Consider the following 16,443-nt stretch of genomic DNA (forward strand, 5'->3'; position numbering starts at 1 on the left):
ATGCGTCACGTCATCGACAAGCGCGTCCCGGCGGCGCCCCCGCCCGTCATCCAGCTGCGCCGGATCACCAAGGCGTACGGGCACGGCGACGCCGTCGTGCACGCGCTGCACGGCCCGGAGGACCCGGACACCGGCGGCCCGCTCGGCGTCAGCCTGAACATCCACCAGGGCGACTACGTCGCGGTGATGGGCAGCTCCGGCTCCGGCAAGTCCACCATGATGAACATCCTCGGCTGCCTGGACGTCCCGACCGCCGGCCGCTACCTGCTGGACGGCATCGATGTCGGCCACCTCGACGAGGGGCAGCTCGCGCTGGTCCGCAACCGCAAGATCGGCTTCGTCTTCCAGTCCTTCAACCTGATCCCGCGCACCACCGCGCTCGCCCAGGTCGAGCTGCCGCTCGCCTACGCGGGCGTCCGGGCCTCGGAGCGGCGCCGCCGGGCCCTGGCCGCGCTCTCCCTGGTCGGCCTCGCCGAGCGCGCCGGGCACCGGCCCAACCAGCTCTCCGGCGGCCAGCAGCAGCGTGTCGCGGTCGCCCGGGCGCTGGTCACCGCACCGGCGATGCTGCTCGCCGACGAGCCCACCGGCAACCTGGATAGCCGCTCCACCGAGGAGGTCCTCGACCTCGTCGACGCGCTCAACGCCACCGGCCGCACCGTCGTCCTGATCACCCACGAGGACGAAGTCGCGCGGCACGCCAAGCGGGTGCTCCGGCTGGTCGACGGCCGGATCGTCAGCGACGTCCGGCAGGCCCCGGTGGACGGGCCGCCGCCACTGCTGCGCGAGCTGGGGGTGTCGGCGTGATCCTCTGGCAGATGCTCCGCTTCGCGGTCGGCGGCCTGGCCGCCAACAAGGTGCGCTCGGCGCTCACCATGCTCGGGGTGCTGATCGGCGTCGCCTCGGTGATCCTGCTGCTGGCCGTCGGCAACGGCTCGTCGGTCGCGGTGAAGGAGTCGATCACCTCGCTCGGCACCAACTCGCTCACCGTCAGCTCCGGTTCGGCGAGCGGCGGCGCCCGCGCCACCTCCTCGGTGAAGAAGCTGACGGTCGCCGACGCCAAGGCGCTGGCCGCCGACACCGACTCGACCGCGATCAGGTCGGTCGCCCCGGTGGTCACCACCAGCGGGACGGCGCTGTACGGGGACATCTCGTACAGCCCCGGCTCGATCGTCGGCACCTACCCGGCGTACTTCGAGACCGCCAACCAGAAGGTCGCGCACGGCGAGTACTTCACCGACGACGACGTGCTCGGCTCGCGCAAGGTCGCGGTGCTCGGCGCCACGACCGCCAAGCAGCTGTTCGACACCGTGGACCCGGTCGGCAAGAAGATCGTCCTCGGCGGCACCCCGTTCACCGTGGTCGGCGTGCTCCAGGCCAAGGGCGGCAGCGGCTTCACCGACCCGGACGACGTGGTGATCGCCCCGCTGCCGACCGTGCAGAACGCCTTCACCGGCTTCGGGTCGGTCAACCAGATCCTGGTGCAGGCCAGTTCGGCCGACAGCACCACCGCGGCCCAGGCCGAGATCACCCGGGTGCTGCTCGGCACCCACGCGATCGCCGACCCGACCAAGGCCGACTTCCGGATCACCAGCCAGTCCTCGCTGCTCACGGCGAGGGAGAGCACCACGAAGACCTTCACCGTGCTGCTCGGCGCGGTGGCGGCGATCTCGCTGCTCGTCGGCGGGATCGGGATCACCAACATCATGCTGGTGACGGTCACCGAGCGGACCAGGGAGATCGGCATCCGCAAGGCGCTCGGCGCCCCGCGCGCGGTGATCCTCGGGCAGTTCCTGACCGAGTCGACCCTGCTCTCCGTGCTCGGCGCCGGGCTCGGGGTGGCCGCCGGGATCGCCGGCTCGCACTTCAGCATCGTCGGCATCAAACCGGTGGTGATCCCCGAATCCGTGATCGGCGCGTTCGGCATCGCCGTCGCCATCGGGCTGTTCTTCGGCAGCTACCCCGCCAACCGGGCCGCCTCGCTGCGGCCGATCGACGCCCTCCGGCACGAGTAGGACTCCCATGAGCAACGAGATCGCCACGGTCAGCAGCAGCACGCCGGCCGAGCAGGTCGCCCTGCTCGCGACCCCGCCGGACGCCCGCGACGTCACCGCCGAGCTCGCCGCCCCGCCGCGGCGCAAGCTGCCCTGGCTCAGCCTGGTGCTGGCGGGCGGGGTGATCGCCAGCGGGGCCTTCGCGGGCGGCGTCTGGTACCAGCAGAACCACGGCGGGACGAGTGGGAAGTCGTCCCGGCCCGCTGCTGCGGCCGCCGGGGCTGCGGGTGCCGCTGCGGGCCAGCGGCCGGCGGCGGGCGGCGGGTACGGGCAGAACGGGTCCCGCCGGGGTGGGCAGGGCGGCGCCGGTCAGGGTGCCGGTCAGGGCGCGGGTCAGGGTCAGGGTGGGCAGGCCGGGCTCACTCGGGGCACGGTCAAGGCCGTCGACGGCACCACCGTCTACCTGACCGATGCCAACGGCAACACCGTCAAGGTCACCACCGGCGACGCGACGAAGGTCCAGCTCAACAAGGAGGGCAAGGTCGCCGACCTCCAGCCCGGCCAGAGCGTGACCGTCGTCGGCACCCCCGACGCCGACGGCGGCTACACGGCCAGCCAGCTCGTCGAGGGCGCGGCAGCCGGTGCGGGTGGCGCGGGCTTCGGCGGCGGCTTCGGCGGTGGCGGTGCTCCCAAGAACCCGTCCGGGGGCTGACCCCGTAGCTCCCGGACGCCGCGAGGCCCTCGCCCATCCCTGGGGCGAGGGCCTTCGCAGGTGGTTCGCCCGCGTTCCTCCGGGGCGCGAAGGCCGGGGAGTTCGACCACTGCACCGGCGGCGCCTGAGCGAAACGATCCGGCGGCCCCTTGCTGCTCGCGAGGGGCCGCCGGTGTGACTGCCGTCAGTGCTGCGGGCCGGGCGGGGTGGTGGCCGGGGCGCCCGTGCCGGTGCCGGTGTTGTTCGGGTCGGTCTTGGGCGCCGGGTCGGGGATGTCGGCCATCGGCAGGGACTTCTTGGGCGTGCCGCGCAGGGCCTGGTTCATGGCGTCCTGCCAGATCGGGCCGGGGCCGTCGGCGCCGAACACCTCGCTGCGGTGCTTCCCGTTGATGGTGATGTTGCGCATCTCGACGCCGCCGTTGGGGCCGCCGAGCCAGACGGCGGTGGCGAGCTGCGGGGTGTAGCCGTTGAACCAGGCGGCCCGCTTGCGGTCCGAGGTGCCGGTCTTGCCGGCGATCTGGCGGTTGTCGTCCAGGCTGAGCGCCGCGGCGGTGCCCTTGTTCTCGGTCACGCCGTTCAGGACGGTGTTCATCGCCCGCGCCGTGTCGTCGGAGAACGCCTTCTCGCACTGGCCGGCCGGGACGGGGACGTCCTTGCCGTCCACGGTGGTGATCTTGTTGATGGCGATCGGGGCGCAGTGCGTGCCCTGGGCGGCGAAGGTCGCGTAGATGTTGGCCATGGTCAGCGGGCTCATCTCCTCCACTCCCAGGGCCATCGCGGGGACCTCCTCCAGCGGCTTGCCGCTGGCCTTGCCGGTGACGCCCAGCTTGTTGGCCATCTGCTTGACCGCGCAGAGGCCGATCTCCTGCTCCATCTGCACGAAGTAGGTGTTGACCGAGAGGGCCATGGCCTGCTTCAGCTGGTAGGGGCCCTTCTCGTTCTCGCTTTCGTTGGGCACCACCGTCTTGGGCCGGCCCTGGTTCTTCCAGGTGCCCTCGCAGGTCTTCATGGTCGGGTATTCGAGCTTGTTCGGGGCCGAGTACTCCTGGGTCGCCGGCAGGCCGGCCTCCAGGGCCGCCGCCGCGACGACCGGCTTGAACGTGGAGCCGGGCTGGAAGCCGTTGCCGCCGCCCATCGCCGCGTCCACGTTGAGGTTGACGACGGTCTGGTTCTTGTTGGCGTCCAGGCCGTACGGGCGGGTCTGGGCCATGGCGAGGATCTTGCCGGTGCCCGGCTCGACCATGGTGGCGGCGGCCGAGACGCTGTCGGTGATCTTCACGTTGGAGGTCACGGCGTTCTGGGCGGCGGCCTGCTTGTCCGGGTCCAGCGTGGTGTAGATGTTCAGGCCGCCGGTGTCCCAGAACTTCTTGCGGTCGGCGGCGTTCTGGCCGAACGCCGGGTCCTGCTTGACCACGTGCCGGACGTAGTCGCAGAAGAAGCCCATGCCGCCCTGGGCGGTGGCGGTGATGCAGCCGTTCTGCGGGTCCTTGAAGTTGAGACCCAGCGGGGCGGCCTTCGCCTCCTTGGCCTGGTCCGCGGTGATGTGCTTGTTCTCCAGCATCTTGTCGATGACCGTGTCCCGGCGCTTCTGCGCGGCCACCGGGTGCAGCTTCGGGTCGTACTGGGACGGGTTCTGCACCAGCCCGGCCAGCATGGCGGCCTCGGCGACGGTCAGGTCCTTGTTGCTCTTGCTGAAGTAGCGCTGGGAGGCGGCCTCCACGCCGTAGGCGCCGTTCCCGTAGTACGTGATGTTGAGGTAATTGGTGAGGATCTGGTCCTTCGACAGGTCCTCCTCCAGCTTGATCGCGACCTTGAGCTCCTGGATCTTGCGACCCAGGGTCTTGCGCTGCGCCTCCAGCACCGCGGCCTGGTCCTCGCCGGCCTTCTCGACGTTGACGTTCTTCACGTACTGCTGGGTCAGCGTCGAGGCGCCCTGCGAGGCGGTGCCGCTCTCGGCGTTCTTGCTGATCGCGCGGAGCACGCCCTTGAGGTCGACGGCGCCGTGCTCGTAGAACCGGGCGTCCTCGATGTCGACCTGGGCCTGTCGCATGAACGGTGACATCTGCTCAGGAGCGATGACCGTGCGGTCGCGCTCGTACACCTTGGCGATCAGGCCGCCCTTGGCGTCGAAGATCTGCGTCGCCTGGGTGAGCGGCGGGGTCTTGAAGTCACCGGGGATGTCCTCGAAGCCCTCCGCCGTGCCCTTGGCGGTCAGTCCGAAACCGCCGGCGGCGGGCAGGGCGAGGCCCGCCAGCAGCACACCGGACACCACGCTCGCCGCCAGGAAGATCGCACCGAACCGGGCCAGCCGAAGGGGCGCCCTGCGGGGCGGGGGGAGAGCCGCGCTGTCGGAGGAATTCCATATCGGAGGGAGATTCGATTCCATCCGGGAATGCTAGTCCTCACACACTCTGCGGATCGAACGTTTTTTCGCGCAAGGCTGTCACGGCTGTGCAACAGATACTCGAAACCGACTCCACCATATCAAATCGCATACGTACTAAATAGGCGCGATAAAAAAACGATCCGCCCAGCGAACGCGCGCCGACCCTCCCGCGCCCCCATGTATCCGCGCCCGGCGTCCTCCCCCTCTCGCAGCCCTGACACCACTTGGATGCCGTGAGCGGCCCGAAAGGTTGCCTACGCCCGAGAACCCGCCCCCGGGTCCTCGGGCAGCCCGCCACTCGCCCCTGCGCGCCCGGCGGCGGCCCTGGCGGAGTCCCCGTGGCGCAGGAAGTCGGCCAAGCCGACTTCCTGCGCCGAAGCTCACCCCGGCGGCCCCTTGCGAGGCGCAAGGGGCCGCCGGCGGACAGGCGTGTGGTGCTGCTGCCGATCCACAACACCTTTGTAGCGCCCATTCGTTGACCAACGGGTCTTCCTCGCAAAGATCTTGTGGGCACGGCACGGCGATTGAGTCGTCGCGCCCTCGCACGGAGAGTGCCACCGAAGCGGGTGAGTCTATGCGGGAACGTGACTGATCCTTGCCCGGTTCCCCCAAAGCTCCCTAGGGTTCTAGTCACCAACCCGCACAGAACGTGGAGGGGAAGCAATGGAGCTCACGCGGATCGCTGGCGGTGACCCGGACTGCCGCAACGACGACTGTCCGACCGTCTACACGACGGACCGAGGCACCATCGCGGTCCAGGGCTACACCGTGCAGCGGCAGACGCCTGAAGGCGAAGCGGTAGTGGAGATTCCCGAGAACGTGCTGAGGGAGGCGTTCCGTGCTCTTGGCTGGTGACGACTGGCGCACGTTCTTCGATTCGTTCGAGAGCGAGGCTTTCCGGTTGGAGACCAGGAGTACCTACGCCATGCCCGGTGAGGACGAGGAGTTCCAGCAGTTCCTGGCTACGGGAGAGCTCCACATCCCCGCAGACGACCCGTGGCTGACTCGCGTGCGGAACTTCCGCGCGAGCGGCCGTCGGATCGGACGGGTGCATGTGCTGACCAGGCCGCTGTCCGACTACCTACGCTATGAGTTCGCTGCCTACGCGTACAACGTCGAGGCCGGTGAGGACATTCGGATCCTGGACCTCACCGAGCGGGAGAATCCCGGTCTTCCGGACCAGGACTTCTGGTTGTTCGATGGTGCGAAGGTGGTTGACATGAGGTACCGGTCGGACGGCACGCAGATCGGCCGGGATCTCTTGGAGGATCCGAACCTGGACCAGTACCGGCATTGGCGTGATCTCGCGCTGTCCCTCTCGGTTCCGTTCGCGGAGTACTGCTCAGATTGACCCTCGATCCCGGTAGGGCCGGAGAGCAACGTCGAAACCTTGCAGCAGCGCTCAAGGATCTCCGACGTGCCTCCGGCCTCTCTGGTGAACGACTGGCCGTGCGTTGCGGCATGAGCCAGAGCAAGATCTCCCGGATCGAGACAGGGAAAGTCCTGCCGTCAGTCGCCGACGTTCAACAGATCATCAATGCGCTGGGCGTAGATACCGGCCTCGCTCGGGAACTGCTCGACCTGGCCAGCGTAGCCAATGCCGAATACGAGGATGTCCGTGCTTCCGTCCGCCGCGGACTGCATCTTCGGCAGCGTGAGCTGGCAGCTCTCGAAAATGGTGCTGACCATATTCGCTATTTTCTTCCGGCGATGCCGTCTGGATTGCTTCAGACCCCCGAATATATGCGTACGGCCATGAGCCCTCCCATCGACCCCGTCGATGGCGATGTGTCTCAAACGATCGCCCTGAAGATCGAACGTCAGGCGGTCCTCTACGACGAGAGCAAACGATTCGACTTCCTGCTGACCGAATCGGCCGTTCGATGGAGGCTGTGTGCCCCTTCGGTTATGGCTGACCAGTTGGACCGGATTGCGTCCGTCTCTCGGCTGTCGAACGTCAACATTGGGATCATCCCGATGTCGGCCCAAGTTGTCGACGCGCCGTTTCATACCTTCACGGTCTACGGGGCGAAGCTGGTGACCATTGAGCTGTTTACCGGACGGGTTGTTCTGCGCGACCCCAAGGATATCGATCACTATGGTCGGCTGTTTGATTTCTTCTATGCTGCGTCGCCCTCCGAAGGCGATGTCAGGGTCATGCTCGAACAATGGGCGGATGACTTCCGGATTCCTCGACATTGAGTTCATGAAGAGAATCTATGCAGGAACCTGACTGGATGTGGCCGAGACGCCTCCCGGAGCCTTAGCGTTATCGCCAGGCCTGATATCCCGGGTCGTCTGCACTCTGGGATTCGATGAGGCGCAGCAACAGGGAGGTACAGATGTCCACCACCGTTATGAGCCGACCGCGGGGAGTCCCGGTTTTCGACCGGGCGGAGTCCCGGCTGCCGATGGGCACGGCCGGGGCGACGCCGCTGCCCGAGTTGGAGGGCGAGCGTGGCCCGGAGAGCCCGTTCGCCTTCCGGTTCCTGGTGCCGGTCACCGGGGCCGGGGGCACCCTGTCGGCCGACATCGACTACGACGACGACACGCAGACGTGCACCTATGAGGGACTCCCGCCCGGCGTCTACATGACCAGCACGCCGCCGAAGACGTACGGCCCGACCCAGCCCACCGGGCAGATGGACGCGCCGGACGACCCGGGAAGCAGCGACGACTGAGATGCCGACCGCCGATGCCGTCCTCGTGCTCATGGGGGCGTTCGATCCCACCGCCGACCTCGTGATCGAGGAGCTGAATCGGCGCGGTACCCCCGTCTTCCGGGCGGACACGGCGTGGTTTCCGTCGAGGCTGGCCCTGTCGGCCAGCCTCGACGGGGCGGCCGGCTGGTGCGGGACGCTGGCCACGGAACGACGCACGCTCGACCTCTCGGCGGTACGAGCGGTCTACTACCGTCGGCCGACCGTGCCGGAGTTCCCGGAGTCGATGTCCCCCGAGGCTCGTGGCGTGGCGTCCGCCGAGGCGCGGCGCGGGTTCGGAGGTCTGCTGTCCGCGTTGCCATGTCGCTGGCTGCCGCCGCCGGGCCGTGCTGCCGACACCGAGTACAAGCCGTTCCAGCTCCGGGTGGCGGCTGAATCGGGGCTGCGAGTCCCCCGGACGTTGATCACCAACGATCCGGAAGCGGCAAGGGAATTCGCGACCGGCATCGGGAATCCCGTGGTCTACAAGCCCTTCACGCCGATCCGCGGGACGCTCGATGGCTGCTCGGTCGCCGTGTACGCGAGCGTGCTGCAACCAGGCGACGCCGATCATCCGTCGATTTCCACCACGGCGCACCTGTTCCAGGAATGGGTGCCCAAGGCCCACGAGGTGCGGCTCACCGTTGTCGATGGCCAGTTGTTCGCCGCTGAGATCCACGCCAACTCGGATGCGGCTCGGGTTGATTGGCGCAGCGACTACGACAGCCTGACGTATCGGGTCTGCGAGCCGCCGAGTGAGGTCGCGGTCGGGGTTCGGCGGATGCTCGAAAGACTCGCTCTCCCCTACGGCGCATTCGACTTCGTCGTTTCCCCCTCGGGCGAATGGACGTTCCTTGAGGTGAACCCGAATGGGCAGTACGGGTTCATCGAGCAGGCGACCGGCCTGCCCATCACCGCTGCCATCTGTGACTACCTGGAAGGATCGACCGGGCATGACCAGCGTCCTCGATGAGCAACTCCTGCGGATCGGGTTGGCCTCGGAGATCGAGCGGGGGAGCGCGGTACTGGCCTCGCGGGTGGTTGAGGCGTTCCTCAATGTCCCCCGGCATCCGTTCCTGCCGGTGTTCTACCGCGAGGAGGGGGGGCGTCTATCGGGCGCGGCGTGCAACGGACAGCTCGTGGTTGCGGGAGGTGTATGCGGACCGGGTGTTGGTGACCGAGGTCGACGGGCTGCAGGCGGAGGACGCGGGACTGGATGGTCGAAAGGGTGTGGCCACCTCCTCGTCCACGGCGCCGAGCCTGATGGCGGACATGCTCGATGCGCTGGATGTCCGGCCTGGGGATCGGGTGCTGGAGATCGGGGCCGGGACGGGCTACAACGCCGCTCTGCTCTGCCACTTGGCCGGCGCGGACCACGTCACCACGGTGGATCGCACCGAGCAGTTGGTGGCGACCGCCCGGGTGCGGTTGCGCGAGGTCGGGTTCGAGCCGAACGTCGCCCGGGGAGATGGGGCGGAGGGGCACCCCGGCGGAGCGCCGTTCGACCGGATCATCGCCACGTGTTCGGTGCGGCGGATTCCGCAGGCCTGGCTTGACCAATGCGCGCCGGGCGGTCTCATCGTCGCCCCGATCGGTGATGTCCTGGGCGGAGGCGCCCTGGTCCGGCTGACCAAGCTGTCGGACGGGCGCGCGGCAGGGCGGTTCCTGCACCGGCCCGCCGGGTTCATGCCGCTGCGTTCAGGTGCCGAGCCCAGCCCGCCGGCTCGGGCACCGCGAGCCGGCGGGCGAATCACGGAAATCAGCGCCCGAGTTCTGGACGACTGCGGGTTCTCCTTTTGGGCGGGTCTCCACCTCGCCCCCACGGTCATTCGGAACGGCCGTACCCTGCACGATCCTGCCGATGGCTCGGCCGCCCGTGTGCAGGACCATCCCGACGGCTCGTCCACGGTCGACGTCAGCGGCTCCCGCGACCTCTGGCAGGCCGTTGAAGCGGCGTACCGGAGCTGGCTCGAAGGCAACCGGCCGCGCCGTGAGTGGTTCACCGTCGAGGCGGGGCCGGAGGGGCAGTACGTGGGTTATGCGGCGCCGGACGGATCCTCGGTTCGGTGGGGGCTTTGAGGTAGCAGACCGATGTCGGAGACCGGGCCGAGGTGGGTGAGTTTGTCGGGGTTGGAGACGGCGTGGACGGCCCGGATCGCGCCGTCGGCGATGTCGAGTTCGAGGACGCCGGCGACGCGGCCGTCGGCGTCGTACTGGACAGCGCCAGGGCGGCCGTTGACGGTGGCGGGCTTCCGCGTGATGCCGAGTCTGCGGTTGCGGCGCAGGCCGCCTATGAGGAGCAGGGCGACGCGGCGCAGGCCGGTGAGGGCCTTGCCGAGGGCGCGGGCCTTGCCGCCGCCGTCGCCGTGGAAGACGACGTCGGGGGAGAGGAGCCGGAGCAGGGCGTCCAGGTCGCCGCCTTCGGTGGCTTCGAAGAACCTGCGGGCGAGTTCGTTGGCCTCCGCCTTGCGCGCCCGGGTGTCGACGGCCCGGGCCGAGGGGGCGAGGCGCTTGCGGGCGCGGGTGAGGATCTGGCGGCAGTTGGCCTCGGATTTCCCGACGGCGTCGGCGATCTCCGGGTAGCCGTACCCGAAGGCCTCGCGGAGCATGAACACCGCCCGCTCGGTCGGGGAGAGGGCCTCCAGCAGGACGAGGAACGCCATCGACAAGGCGTCGGCCAGCTCGGCGTGTTCGGCCGGCCCCGGGCGGTCGGCGGTCACCACGACGGGCTCGGGCAGCCACTCGCCCACGTACGTCTCCCGGCGGACCCGGGCCGACGTCTGGTGGTTGATGCCCAGCCTGGTCACCGAGGTGGTCAGGTACGCCTTGAGGTTGGTGATCGTGGTCCCGGCCTGGTCGGCCCGGGTCAGGCCGAGGAGAGCGTCCTGGACGATGTCCTCGGCGTCGCCCACGGAGCCCGTCATCCCGTAGGCGATGGAGAACAGCAGCGGCCGGTATCCGGTCGCGTCCGTGGTGATGGCTGATTCCGGCACTGGAACCCCTCCCTCGGTTCGCCGAGCAGGGTATCCGACGTCGCTCAGGCGGTGGTGACGCAGCTCACATGCGCATCTGTCACGGCCCGCCGGGGTGCCCTGTCTCAGAGGGCACCAGCGGACGACGACAAGGGAGCACACGATGGAAGCCCGCCTGAACCCCTTCGCCAGCCAGACCATGTCCACGTTCCTCAAGCACCTCATCGCGGCCAACAAGGTGATCGTGGAATCGACTCTGCCGTTCGCGACGCAGGAGTTGGTGAAGCTGCGCGCCAGCCAGATCAACGGCTGCGGCTTCTGCGTCGACATGCACTTCAAGGACGCCGTGCACGGCGGGGAGGAGGCGACCCGCCTCAACCTGGTCGCGGCCTGGCGGGAGGCGACGGTGTTCACCGACGCCGAGCGCGCCGCCCTGGAGCTGGCGGAGCAGGGCACCCGCCTGGCCGACGCGGCCGGCGGGGTCACGGACGAGGCCTGGGCGGACGCCGCGAAGCACTACGACGAGGAGCAGCTCGCGGCCCTGGTGTCCCTCATCGCGATCATCAACGCCTTCAACCGCGGCAACGTGATCGCCCGGATTCCCGCAGGCGGCTACCGGCCCGGTCAGCACGCCTGACCGGAGCGCCTTCCGCGGCCGGGGAGCGGTCTCCCCGGCCGCGGGCGTGGGCTTCTCGGCCGCGGGCGCCGGCTTCCCGGCCGTCGGCGCTTCCGGGGCGTTACCGTCCGTGCGCATACCATCCAGCCTGCGCTGGGGGCCTTGTGCTTAAAAAACCGACCGATAAGGTGTTAATCCAACATTCATCGATGCCGCATAGCCTCCGGGGGCTAGCCTCATGCCGAATGCCATCGTCCGACCAGGAGGCGAAAGCCCCGTGCAAGGCACAGTCACCACACCAGGCGGGTCCGCGGTGGCCGGCGGCCCTGGCGAGGCCTTCCTCCTCGTCGTCGACGACGAACCCAACATCCGCGAGCTGCTCGCCGCCTCGCTGCGCTTCTCCGGTTTCCGGGTCGCCTCCGCCGCCAGCGGCACCGAGGCCCTCGACCTGATAGCCGTCGAACGCCCCGACCTCGTCGTCCTCGACGTGATGCTCCCGGACCTCGACGGCTTCACCGTCGTCGAGAAGCTGCGCGAGCGGACCAACCGCGGCCAGATCGCCGGGCCCGTGCACGGCCACCCCGGCGACCACCTCCCGGTGCTCTTCCTCACCGCCAAGGACGGCGTCGGCGACAAGGTCCAGGGCCTCGCCGCGGGCGCCGACGACTACGTCACCAAGCCGTTCAGTCTGGAGGAGCTGATCGCCCGGATCCGCGCCATCCTGCGCCGCTCCGGCGGGCCCGCCGAGGACGGCCGGCTCATCGTCGCCGACCTCAGCCTCGACCCGATCGCCCACGAGGTCACCCGGGCCGGCACCCCCGTCGCGCTCTCCCCGACCGAGTTCAAACTGCTGCACTACCTGATGGCCAACGTCGGCCGGGTGGTCTCCAAGGCGCAGATCCTCGACCACGTCTGGGCCTACGACTTCGGCGGCGACCTCTCCATCGTCGAGTCGTACATCTCCTACCTGCGCCGCAAGCTCGACTCCGGCCCGGCCCACGGCCCCAAGCTGATCCACACCGTGCGCGGCATCGGCTACGCGCTGCGCCGCCCCCCGCAGGGCTGACCGGTCCGCTCCGTGTCCGCCCGCTTCTCCACCCGGCTGTCGGTGTTCCGGCGGTCGCTCTCCCGGCTGCCGTTCTCCCGACTGTCAAGGCTGTCCGGGCTGTCCCGGCTTTCCCTGCGCGCCCGGCTGCTGGTGCTCGCGCTGGTGCTGGTCACCACCGGGCTGGTGGTCAGCGACGCCGTCGTGCTCGGCACCGTCCGGGTGCAGCTGGTCGACCAACTCGACGAGCAGCTCCAGCGGTACGGGCTGCCGCTGTCCCACAAGGGCCCGGTCCGGGTCGGCGCCCCGGAGGCCGGGCGCCCCGCCGTCACCGGCAAACGCAGCACCCTGCCCAGCCAGTACCTGGTCCAGTACCTCTCCTCGGACGGCAAGGTGCAGGCCGTCATGCGCCAGCCCGTCTCCGACAGCGACCCGGCGCCCCAACTCGGCGGCCTCGACCCGACCCGCACCGAACCCGACGTCCCCTTCGACCTGCCCGACCAGCGCGGCCACTACAACTGGCGGGTCCTCGTGCTGCCGATCCAGACCCCCCGGGCCCCGGCCGCCGCCAGCCCCAGCGACTACGCCTCGCCCGCCGTCACCGCGACCTACGTCATGGTGGCCGTCTCCCGCGCGGACATCGACGCCACCGTCGGCAAGCTGCGCAGCTCCTTCCTCGCGATCGGCGGCGCCGTCCTCCTGCTGATCGCCGGGCTCGGCTTCTTCGCCGTCCGGGCCGGACTGCGGCCACTGCGCCGGATCGAGGCCGGCGCCGCCCGGATCGCCGACGGCGAACTCTCCCACCGGATGCCGGAACTCTCCCCCGGCACCGAGGTCGGGCGGCTCTCCGTCGCGCTCAACGGCATGCTCACCCAGATCGAGGCTGCCTTCGCCGCCCGCGCCGAATCCGAGGCCCGGATGCGGCGGTTCGTCGCCGACGCCTCGCACGAGCTGCGCACCCCGCTCGCCGGGATCCGCGGCTTCACCGAGCTCTACCGGATGGGCGCGCTGCCCACCGACGGGGACGTCAAGCGGACCATGACCCGGATCGAGAGCGAGGCCGTCCGGATGGGCGCCCTGGTCGAGGACCTGCTGGTGCTCGCCCGGCTCGACGAGGAACGCCCGCTCGACCTCGCCCCGATGGACCTGCGCACCCTCGCCGCGGACGCGCTGCACGACCTCACCGCCCTCGACCCGACCCGGCCCGTCTCCCTCACCGGCCCGTCCGGCACCGGGGCCCCCGGCGCGGCCCCCGTCCTCGGCGACGAGGCCCGGCTGCGGCAGGTGGTCACCAACCTGGTCGGCAACGCGGTCAAGCACACCCCGCCCGGCACCCCGGTGCGGATCGGGGTCGGCGGCGCGGGCGGTGTCTGCCTGCTGGAGGTCGCCGACGCCGGGCCGGGGCTCACCGACGGCCAGGCCCAGCGGGTCTTCGACCGCTTCTACCGGGTCGACGCCTCCCGCAGCCGGCACGGCGGCGGCGGCGCCGGACTCGGCCTCGCCATCGCGACCGCGCTCACCCGCGCGCACGGCGGCACCCTCACCCTGGACACCGCCCCCGGCGCCGGTGCCACGTTCCGGGTCGAACTGCCCACCAACGGTGACCGGACTTCCTGACGGCATTGTCGACACGTCAATTCCCTTGCTGACCAGGCAATGGCGGGCCGTTTTCGTTGCCGGAACGCGGCATGGAGCGTAAAGAATCCGTGTGCCTATGATCAACGCCGTCGGGCCGCCAAGAACGGCCCGGCACACGGCTTTTGCTTTCTTTCCGACCCGAAAGGGGTCATTGTGAAACTCCGCCGTACGCTGGTCTCGGCCGCCCTCGTCGCCGCCGTGATCTCGCCCGCAGCCATGTTCTCCGCGGCACCCGCCTTCGCGGAGTCGGCTTCGACGGCGCAGACCCGGAACGACACCGGCTCGATCGCGGAGCTGGAGAAGGCCGCCGCCGCCGCGGCCAAGGCCCACCAGGCCGCCGTCGCCGCCGAGGCCGCCGGGCAGACCGAGGTCACGGCCTTCATGAACAACCCGCAGCCCTACCTCGGCAAGCTCCAGGAGGCCCGGGCCGCCGCCAAGACGGCCGCCGCGGCCCACGAGAAGACCTACAACGAAGCCGTCGAGGCCTCGGCCGCGTACGGCTCCGCGAAGCCGGAGGAACTGGAGGCGGCCAGGGTGCGGATGCTGGCGGCGTTCGACGCCGCCAACGCCGCCACCGACGCGGACACCAAGGCCAAGGCCACCGTGACCGCCGCCGGCACGGCGCTGGACGACGCCAAGGTCGACGCGATGCGCAAGCTCCACGGGCTTCAGGAGGCCACCAAGACCGCGGCAGCCGCCAAGGCCACCGCGGACAAGGCCCTCGCCGACGCCAAGGCCGCCGCTGAGAAGCCGGCCGACAAGCCGAGCGAGAAGCCCGCCGACAAGCCGAGCGAGAAGCCGGTCGAGCAGCCCGCTCCGGCCCCGGCGGAGCAGCCGGCCCAGCAGCCCGCCGCCGTCACCCCGGTCTCGGACACCACCGCGACCACCACCAACAACAACGGCACCGGCACCAAGGCGACCACCGCGAGCAGCCAGGCCAAGGCGACGACCGTCGCCTCGGCCAAGGCGACGACCGGTTCGACCACCGAGCTCGCCGAGACCGGTTCCACCCCGGCCACCCCGTACCTGGCGCTGGGTTCCGGCCTGGCCCTCAGCCTGGGTGCCGCGGCCCTCTACGTCTCCCGCCGCAAGCCGGCCCGCTCCTCCTCCTGATCCACCCGGTTCGCGCCCGCTCGGGAGGAGGGCGCGAACCCCACGGCACCCCGAACCGCAGGGCAGGCCCCCTCCCGGCCCGCCCTGCGGTTTCGCGTTTTCCGGGCCCGAAACGCCCCGATCGGAGGCTCCGGCTAGGGGCGGTGCGGGAAGGCAAGGTGATCGCAGGACTCAGGGTTTGGGTCGGAGCTCACCGAGGAGCGGCGCGACCAGGTCTCGTTTGTCGATTCATCAATTCCCTTACCGTGCTCGAAAACAAAATGGAATGTGAAGAATCCGTACGCCTATGATCGGCTCTCGCTGGGCGGTCAAGGACCGCTCGGTGAACGGACTTTGCCTTCCATTCATCCCGAAAGGGGTCATGTTGAACCTCCGCCGTACGCTGGTCTCGGCCGCCCTCGTCGCTGCAGTGATCTCGCCCGCAGCCATGTTCTCCGCGGTACCCGCCTTCGCGGAGTCGGCTCCGACGGCGCAGACCCAGAACGACACCGCCTCGATCGCCGCCCTGGAGAAGGCCCAGGCCGACGCGTCCGCGGCCGTTGAGGCGGCCCGCATGCGGGCAGTCTCCGGGAGGGCCAACTTCGAGACCTTCAAGGCCAACCCGCAGCCCTACCTGATGTGGGTGCAGCGAGCCGAGGACGCGGCCGAGAAGACCGCCGCGGTGGTAGCCGCCACCAACAAGGAGGCCGAGGCGGCCTCGCTGGCGTTCGGATCCGCCAAGCCGGAGGAACTGGACAAGGCCCGGGAGCGGATGCAGGCGGCGAGCAAGGCCGCCAACGAGGCGGCCGACGCCGACCGCAAGGCCAAGGAGGCCGTGACCGCCGCCGAGAAGAAGCTGAACGACGTACTGGCCGCCGAGAACGCCAAGGTCGTCGAGGCTGAGGCGGCCGTTCCGGTGGCGATCAAGGCCTACCAGGCCGCCAACAAGGCGTACGCCGAGGCGAAGGCGGTCGACTACGCTCGGAAGGAGGCTGAGCAGCGGAACGAGAAGCCGGTGGACAAGCCGGCCGACAAGCCCGCCGAGCAGCCGGCCGCCGTTACCGAGGCAGCGGACACCACCGCGTCGACCACCTCGACCACCTCGACCAAGTCGACCACCTCGACGACCAAGGCGACCACCGCGAGCAGCCAGGCCAAGGCGACGACCGCCGCCACGGCCAAGGCGACGACCGGGTCGACCACCGAGCTCGCCGAGACCGGTTCCACCCCGGCCACCCCGTACCTGGCGCTGGGTTCCGGCCTGGCCCTCAGCCTGGGTGCCGCGGCCCTCT

The 16,443-nt window shown here is 69.9% G+C and carries 15 protein-coding genes and 1 pseudogene; 14 read left to right on the forward strand and 2 right to left on the reverse strand.

Annotation, left to right across the window (positions count from 1 at the left end):
* From ABT015_RS05010 to ABT015_RS05020, 3 genes are read left to right on the forward strand one after another with little or no spacing between them, the layout of a single operon-like run.
* A complete protein-coding gene (locus ABT015_RS05010; protein WP_350876857.1) occupies positions 1 to 804 on the forward strand; it encodes an ABC transporter ATP-binding protein in 804 nt (267 codons plus the stop codon).
* The gene (locus tag ABT015_RS05015; RefSeq protein WP_350876859.1) at positions 801 to 2,012 is read left to right on the forward strand and encodes an ABC transporter permease; all 1,212 of its coding nucleotides are present in this window, start codon (positions 801 to 803) and stop codon (positions 2,010 to 2,012) included. The genes ABT015_RS05010 and ABT015_RS05015 overlap by 4 nt, the downstream gene beginning before the upstream one ends.
* A gap of 7 nt (positions 2,013 to 2,019) precedes the next feature.
* A complete protein-coding gene (locus ABT015_RS05020) occupies positions 2,020 to 2,703 on the forward strand; it encodes a DUF5666 domain-containing protein (protein ID WP_350876861.1) in 684 nt (227 codons plus the stop codon).
* 184 nt (positions 2,704 to 2,887) lie between these two features.
* On the opposite strand, the gene ABT015_RS05025 is transcribed toward ABT015_RS05020, so the two are convergent.
* Positions 2,888 to 5,089, reverse strand: coding sequence for a transglycosylase domain-containing protein (locus ABT015_RS05025; RefSeq protein ID WP_350876863.1), 2,202 nt, complete (start codon positions 5,087 to 5,089; stop codon positions 2,888 to 2,890).
* Positions 5,090 to 5,752: 663 nt separating this feature from the next.
* On the opposite strand from ABT015_RS05025, the gene ABT015_RS05030 reads away from it, so the two are divergent.
* From ABT015_RS05030 to ABT015_RS05055, 6 genes are all read left to right on the forward strand, one after another.
* Complete coding sequence (locus ABT015_RS05030; protein ID WP_350876865.1) at positions 5,753 to 5,944, forward strand: hypothetical protein; 192 nt, start codon at positions 5,753 to 5,755, stop codon at positions 5,942 to 5,944.
* Positions 5,928 to 6,440, forward strand: a complete 513-nt coding sequence (locus tag ABT015_RS05035; protein ID WP_350876867.1) for a DUF6879 family protein — start codon at positions 5,928 to 5,930, stop codon at positions 6,438 to 6,440. Before ABT015_RS05030 ends, ABT015_RS05035 begins: the two co-directional genes overlap by 17 nt.
* On the forward strand, positions 6,437 to 7,291 hold the full coding sequence (locus tag ABT015_RS05040) for a helix-turn-helix domain-containing protein (protein ID WP_350876869.1): 855 nt from the start codon (positions 6,437 to 6,439) through the stop codon (positions 7,289 to 7,291). The genes ABT015_RS05035 and ABT015_RS05040 overlap by 4 nt, the downstream gene beginning before the upstream one ends.
* 140 nt (positions 7,292 to 7,431) lie before the next feature.
* Positions 7,432 to 7,770: a hypothetical protein gene (locus ABT015_RS05045; RefSeq protein WP_350876871.1), complete on the forward strand. Its 339-nt coding sequence runs from the start codon at positions 7,432 to 7,434 to the stop codon at positions 7,768 to 7,770.
* A gap of 1 nt (position 7,771) precedes the next feature.
* Entirely contained in the window at positions 7,772 to 8,761 is a 990-nt protein-coding gene (gene tgmB / locus ABT015_RS05050) for an ATP-grasp ribosomal peptide maturase (RefSeq protein ID WP_350876873.1), read from the forward strand.
* 200 nt (positions 8,762 to 8,961) lie between these two features.
* Entirely contained in the window at positions 8,962 to 9,867 is a 906-nt protein-coding gene (locus ABT015_RS05055) for a methyltransferase domain-containing protein (RefSeq protein WP_350876876.1), read from the forward strand.
* Here the strand turns inward: ABT015_RS05055 and sigJ are convergent.
* Positions 9,825 to 10,781 (reverse strand): RNA polymerase sigma factor SigJ, encoded by a 957-nt coding sequence (gene sigJ, locus ABT015_RS05060; protein WP_350876878.1) that lies wholly within the window; start codon positions 10,779 to 10,781, stop codon positions 9,825 to 9,827. The genes ABT015_RS05055 and sigJ overlap by 43 nt on opposite strands.
* A 142-nt stretch (positions 10,782 to 10,923) precedes the next feature.
* Between sigJ and ABT015_RS05065 the strand changes: the two genes are divergently transcribed.
* The 5 genes and pseudogenes from ABT015_RS05065 to ABT015_RS05085 form a co-directional block, all read left to right on the forward strand.
* Entirely contained in the window at positions 10,924 to 11,397 is a 474-nt protein-coding gene (locus ABT015_RS05065; RefSeq protein WP_350876880.1) for a carboxymuconolactone decarboxylase family protein, read from the forward strand.
* 256 nt (positions 11,398 to 11,653) lie between these two features.
* Positions 11,654 to 12,442, forward strand: coding sequence for a response regulator transcription factor (locus ABT015_RS05070; protein WP_350876882.1), 789 nt, complete (start codon positions 11,654 to 11,656; stop codon positions 12,440 to 12,442).
* Positions 12,443 to 12,454: 12 nt separating this feature from the next.
* The gene (locus ABT015_RS05075) at positions 12,455 to 14,038 is read left to right on the forward strand and encodes a sensor histidine kinase (protein WP_350876884.1); all 1,584 of its coding nucleotides are present in this window, start codon (positions 12,455 to 12,457) and stop codon (positions 14,036 to 14,038) included.
* 174 nt (positions 14,039 to 14,212) lie between these two features.
* Entirely contained in the window at positions 14,213 to 15,172 is a 960-nt protein-coding gene (locus tag ABT015_RS05080) for an LAETG motif-containing sortase-dependent surface protein (protein ID WP_350876886.1), read from the forward strand.
* 361 nt (positions 15,173 to 15,533) lie between these two features.
* Positions 15,534 to 16,443: pseudogene (locus ABT015_RS05085) on the forward strand (hypothetical protein); the annotation flags it as partial.

Source organism: Kitasatospora sp. NPDC094016 (assembly GCF_040304045.1).
Lineage (GTDB): Bacteria > Actinomycetota > Actinomycetes > Streptomycetales > Streptomycetaceae > Kitasatospora.